The sequence below is a fragment of the Rathayibacter sp. AY1D2 genome (assembly GCF_002932695.1).
Classification (GTDB): Bacteria; Actinomycetota; Actinomycetes; order Actinomycetales; family Microbacteriaceae; genus Rathayibacter.
This window is the reverse complement of the sequence record NZ_PSVX01000108.1, coordinates 1-4434: the sequence shown is the minus strand read 5'-3', so window position 1 is coordinate 4434 and position 4434 is coordinate 1. Positions and strand designations below refer to the sequence as shown.

Here is a 4434-nt window from a genome sequence, read left to right as displayed (position 1 = left end):
CCAGTGCGCCCGAGCCGACCCAGGAGCCGACGCCCGATCCCCCGGCTCCGGAGCCGGGGGATCGGGCGTCGGCTCCTGGGTCGGCTCGGGCGCACTGGTCGGCCGGGGAGCTGCGGGAGGCGCGGGGCGCGGGGGAGGAGCGAATCCGCTGCCCGGCTCCGGGACGAGCGGCTCGCGCGCCTCGATCACGGCGACGGCCAGCGGAGCGACCGCGGCTCCCGAGGCGAGAGCGCTCCGGAGCTGCTCGACCGCGTCGGTCAGCACCGCCCGCCGGGACGTCGATCCGCGACCGGAGGCGAGGGTCGACGTGGCGAGGCCGAGCACGCGCTCGGCCAGCGCCGTCCGCTGCTCCCCGGCCGCGGTCGTCGCGGTGGTGATGGCGTCGGCCGAGACTCCCTCGAGCGCTGCGTTCAGGGATCCGATCGCCACCAGCAGATCGGTGCGGGCCGCGCCCGCGACGGTGCCGTCGGTCGCGGTGAGGAGCGCGAGCGAGTCGTTCCGCAGCGCGAGGCCGGCCTCGCGCGCGGCGGTGTAGGCCGGGGGAGCGGCGACGTCGATGGACGTCTCCCGGAGAGTCGGGGTCGCCTGCGTGCCCTCCGCGGAGGGCGTGCATCCGGTGAGCGCGCCGGCGGCGACGAGCAGGGCGATCGCGGCCGTGGCGCCCCGGAGGAGCGGGCGCGCACCCCCGCGCCGCTCGGCTCGCCCTCGACTCCGCATCACTGCACCCTAATCGGGGGACGGCCGCCGTGGGCGCCGGTCAGCGGGGCGGTTCGCGCATCCGAGACCCGGGTCGGCCGCACCTCCGGGCCGCACCGGCGGCGCTCGACCGGTGGGAAGGGGGCCCGGCGCACGCCCGTCGAGGGCGGGGGACGGCGCGCGCGGAACGGCGGGGCGCCCGCCGCCGCGCCGCCTAGCATGGGGCGGGTGACCGACCAGCAGGAGCCTCCCGTCCGCCTCCGCCCCGAGATCCTGGCGCTCCCCGCCTACAAGCAGGGCCGCGCGGCCGCCGCCGACGCCTTCAAGCTCTCCTCCAACGAGAACCCGTTCGACCCGCTGCCCTCCGTGCTCGCGCGGGTCCGCGAGGTGGACGACTTCAACCGGTACCCGGACGCGGCGGCGACCGCCCTGCGCACAGCGCTCGCCGCGGAGTACGGCGTCCCGATCGAGGAGGTGATCGTCGGAGCCGGCTCCGTCGCGGTCATCGCCCAGCTCATCACCGCGGCGGCGGGCCCGGGCGACGAGGTCGTCTACGCCTGGCGCTCGTTCGAGGCGTACCCCTCGCTCGTCACGACCGCGGGCGCCACCAGCGTGCGCGTGCCGCTCCGCGCCGACGACACCCACGACCTCGACGCCATGGCTCAGGCCGTCACCGAGCGCACCCGCCTGCTGATCGTCTGCAGCCCCAACAACCCCACCGGCACCGTCGCCACCGCCGACGACGTCGAGGCGCTCCTCGAGCGCGTCCCGGGAGACGTCCTCGTGCTCCTCGACGAGGCGTACGCCGAGTTCGTCGACGACGAGCGGGCCGTGGACGGCACCCGCCTGCTCGGCCGCTACCCGAACCTCGTGATCGCCCGCACCTTCTCCAAGGCGTACGGCCTCGCCGGCCTCCGCGTCGGCTACGCGATCGGCCACGCGCGGATCCTCGACGCCGCCCGCTCCACCGCCATCCCGCTCTCGGTCACCCGGTTCGCCGAGACCGCGGCGGTCGCCTCCCTCGAGCACCGCGAGGAGCTCCTCGAGCGCGTCCACCGCATCACCCGCCTCCGCGACGACCTCTGGCGGGCGCTGCTCGACCAGGGCTGGACGATCCCGGAGTCGCAGGCGAACTTCCTCTGGTTCGACACCCGCGAGGACACGGCGCGGGCCGCCGAGGTCTTCGAGCGCGCGGGAGTCGTGGTTCGCGCGTTCCCGCCGGAGGGGATCCGCGTCTCCGTCGGCGAGGCGCGCTCTGTCGACAAGCTCCTCAGCGCGGCGGCCGAGATTGTGGCTTCCCTCCCCGAGGGCCACCCCGCGAGACGGATAGGTTAGTCGGGTGGTAGCCACCAGCACGGAGTCGCCGACTGTCCAGTTCCTCTCCGCGGACGGGCGGTTCTCGCCGACCCCCGCGGCCGAGCAGTACGCCTCCTACCTCGACGGGGTGGACGAGGCGCAGCACCGCTCCTTCTACCGCGAGATGGCGGTGGTCCGCCGCTTCGACACCGAGGCCGCGAACCTGCAGCGCCAGGGCCAGCTCGGACTGTGGGTCCCGAGCCACGGCCAGGAGGCGGCGCAGGTCGGCTCCGCGTTCGCGATGCGCCCGCAGGACCACGTGTTCCCCTCCTACCGCGAGCACGTCGTCGGCAAGATCCGCGGCATCGACCTGCTCGGCGTCCTCGCGCTCCTGCGCGGCACGACGCACGGCGGCTGGGACCCGACCGACCCGACCAACGGGAACTTCCACCTCTACACGCTCGTGCTCGGCTCGCAGGCCCTGCACGCGACCGGCTACGCGATGGGCCTCACTCTCGACGGAGCGACCGGCACGGGCGACCCCGAGAAGGACGCGGCCGTCGTCGTCTACTTCGGCGACGGCGCCTCCAGCCAGGGCGACGTCAGCGAGGCGATGGTCTTCGCCGCGAGCTACCAGGCTCCCGAGGTCTTCTTCCTCCAGAACAACCACTACGCGATCTCGGTCCCCGTGGCCACGCAGTCGCGCAGCCCCCTCTACCTCCGCTCCTCCGGCTTCGGCATCCCCGGCGTGCAGATCGACGGCAACGACGTGCTCGCGAGCTACGCGGTCACCGCCAAGCACCTGCAGGACGCGCGCTCCGGCGGCGGTCCCCAGTTCATCGAGGCGCTGACCTACCGGATCGGCGCGCACACCTCGAGCGACGACCCGACGAAGTACCGCACCGACGACGAGCTCGCCTCGTGGGTCGCGAAGGACCCGATCACCCGCTTCGCCGCGTTCCTGCGGAGCGAGGGCGTGGAGCAGTCCTTCTTCGACGAGGTCGACGAGGAGGCGAAGGACTTCGCGTCCGACATCCGCCGCCGCCTCCTCGCCCTCGAGGTCCCGCCCACGGGCGTCATGTTCGACCACGTCTACTCGGAGCCGCACGTGCTCGTCGAGGAGCAGAAGGCGTGGCTGCAGCGCTACGAAGAATCGTTCGGAGGCGAGTGATGACGATCGACACCAGCACGACGGCCGCGCAGCCGCCCCTCACCGGGTCGCAGCTCGAGTCCATGTCCATGGCCAAGGCGCTCAACGCCGGCCTCCGCCGCGCGATGACGCAGGACGACCGCGTCCTCCTGATGGGCGAGGACATCGGCCCCCTGGGCGGCGTCTTCCGCATCACCGAGGGCCTGCACGCCGAGTTCGGGGCGAAGCGCGTGCTCGACACGCCGCTCGCCGAGTCCGGCATCGTCGGCACCGCGATCGGGCTCGCGATGCGCGGCTTCCGCCCGGTCTGCGAGATCCAGTTCGACGGGTTCATCTACCCGGCCTTCGACCAGATCACCTCGCAGCTGGCCAAGATGACCAATCGCCACGAGGGCGCGATCACCATGCCCGTCGTCATCCGCGTGCCCTACGGCGGGCACATCGGAGCGGTCGAGCACCACCAGGAGAGCAACGAGGCGTACTTCGCGCACACCGCGGGCCTGCGCGCGGTCAGCCCGTCGACTCCCAACGACGCCTACTGGATGATCCAGGAGGCCATCGCCTCGGACGACCCCGTCATGTTCTTCGAGCCCAAGAGCCGCTACTGGCCCAAGGGCGACGTCGACCTCAGCGGGTCCGCCGCGCCGCTGCACGCCAGCCGCGTCGTCCGCCAGGGCACCGAGGTCACGCTGGTCGGCTGGGGCCCGATGGTCGCCGTCCTCCTCCAGGCCGCCGAGCTCGCGGGCGAGGAGGGCACGAGCGTCGAGGTCGTCGACCTGCGCTCGCTCTCCCCGATCGACTGGGAGCCGCTGCTCGCGTCGGTCCGCAGGACCGGTCGGCTCGTCGTCGCGCAGGAGGCGTCCGCGAACGTGAGCCTCGGCTCCGAGATCGCGGCGACCGTCACCGAGCGCGCCTTCTTCTCGCTGGAGGCGCCGGTCCTCCGGGTCGCCGGCTTCGACACCCCCTTCCCGCCCGCCAAGGTCGAGAAGCTCTTCCTCCCCGACGTCGACCGCGTGCTCGAGGCCGTCGACCGCTCGCTCGCGTACTGACGCGCGCGACATCCGCCCGCACGAGCCCACAGGAGTCCCCCCGATGACAGAGCAGTTCCTCCTCCCCGACGTCGGCGAGGGCCTCACCGAGGCCGAGATCGTGGCCTGGAAGGTCAAGGTCGGCGACGAGGTGGCCGTCAACCAGGTCCTCGGCAATTTGATGATCACGCTGCTGAAGAACTCCGACCGGGTCACCTCCGCCTCCCTCGCGCAGCTCGTCAACGTGATCGCGCCGATCATGAC

4 protein-coding genes and 1 pseudogene are annotated in these 4434 nt (G+C 73.1%); 4 read left to right on the top strand and 1 reads right to left on the bottom strand.

What is annotated here, in order from left to right:
• Positions 1-717 (bottom strand): annotated as a pseudogene (locus C5D04_RS17450) (hypothetical protein); the annotation flags it as partial.
• 198 nt (positions 718-915) lie between these two features.
• On the opposite strand from C5D04_RS17450, the gene hisC reads away from it, so the two are divergent.
• The 4 genes from hisC to C5D04_RS18785 form a co-directional block, all read left to right on the top strand.
• Positions 916-2031 carry a histidinol-phosphate transaminase gene (gene hisC / locus C5D04_RS17445; protein ID WP_104226632.1) on the top strand — a complete coding sequence of 372 codons (1116 nt, stop codon included), beginning with the start codon at positions 916-918 and terminating at the stop codon, positions 2029-2031.
• 4 nt (positions 2032-2035) lie between these two features.
• Positions 2036-3163 carry a thiamine pyrophosphate-dependent dehydrogenase E1 component subunit alpha gene (locus C5D04_RS17440; RefSeq protein ID WP_104226633.1) on the top strand — a complete coding sequence of 376 codons (1128 nt, stop codon included), beginning with the start codon at positions 2036-2038 and terminating at the stop codon, positions 3161-3163.
• 62 nt (positions 3164-3225) lie between these two features.
• Positions 3226-4191, top strand: a complete 966-nt coding sequence (locus tag C5D04_RS17435; RefSeq protein WP_181027250.1) for an alpha-ketoacid dehydrogenase subunit beta — start codon at positions 3226-3228, stop codon at positions 4189-4191.
• Between the two features lie 43 nt (positions 4192-4234).
• Positions 4235-4434: alpha-L-arabinofuranosidase C-terminal domain-containing protein (locus tag C5D04_RS18785; RefSeq protein WP_181137760.1), on the top strand; the 200-nt coding region annotated here is incomplete at its 3' end.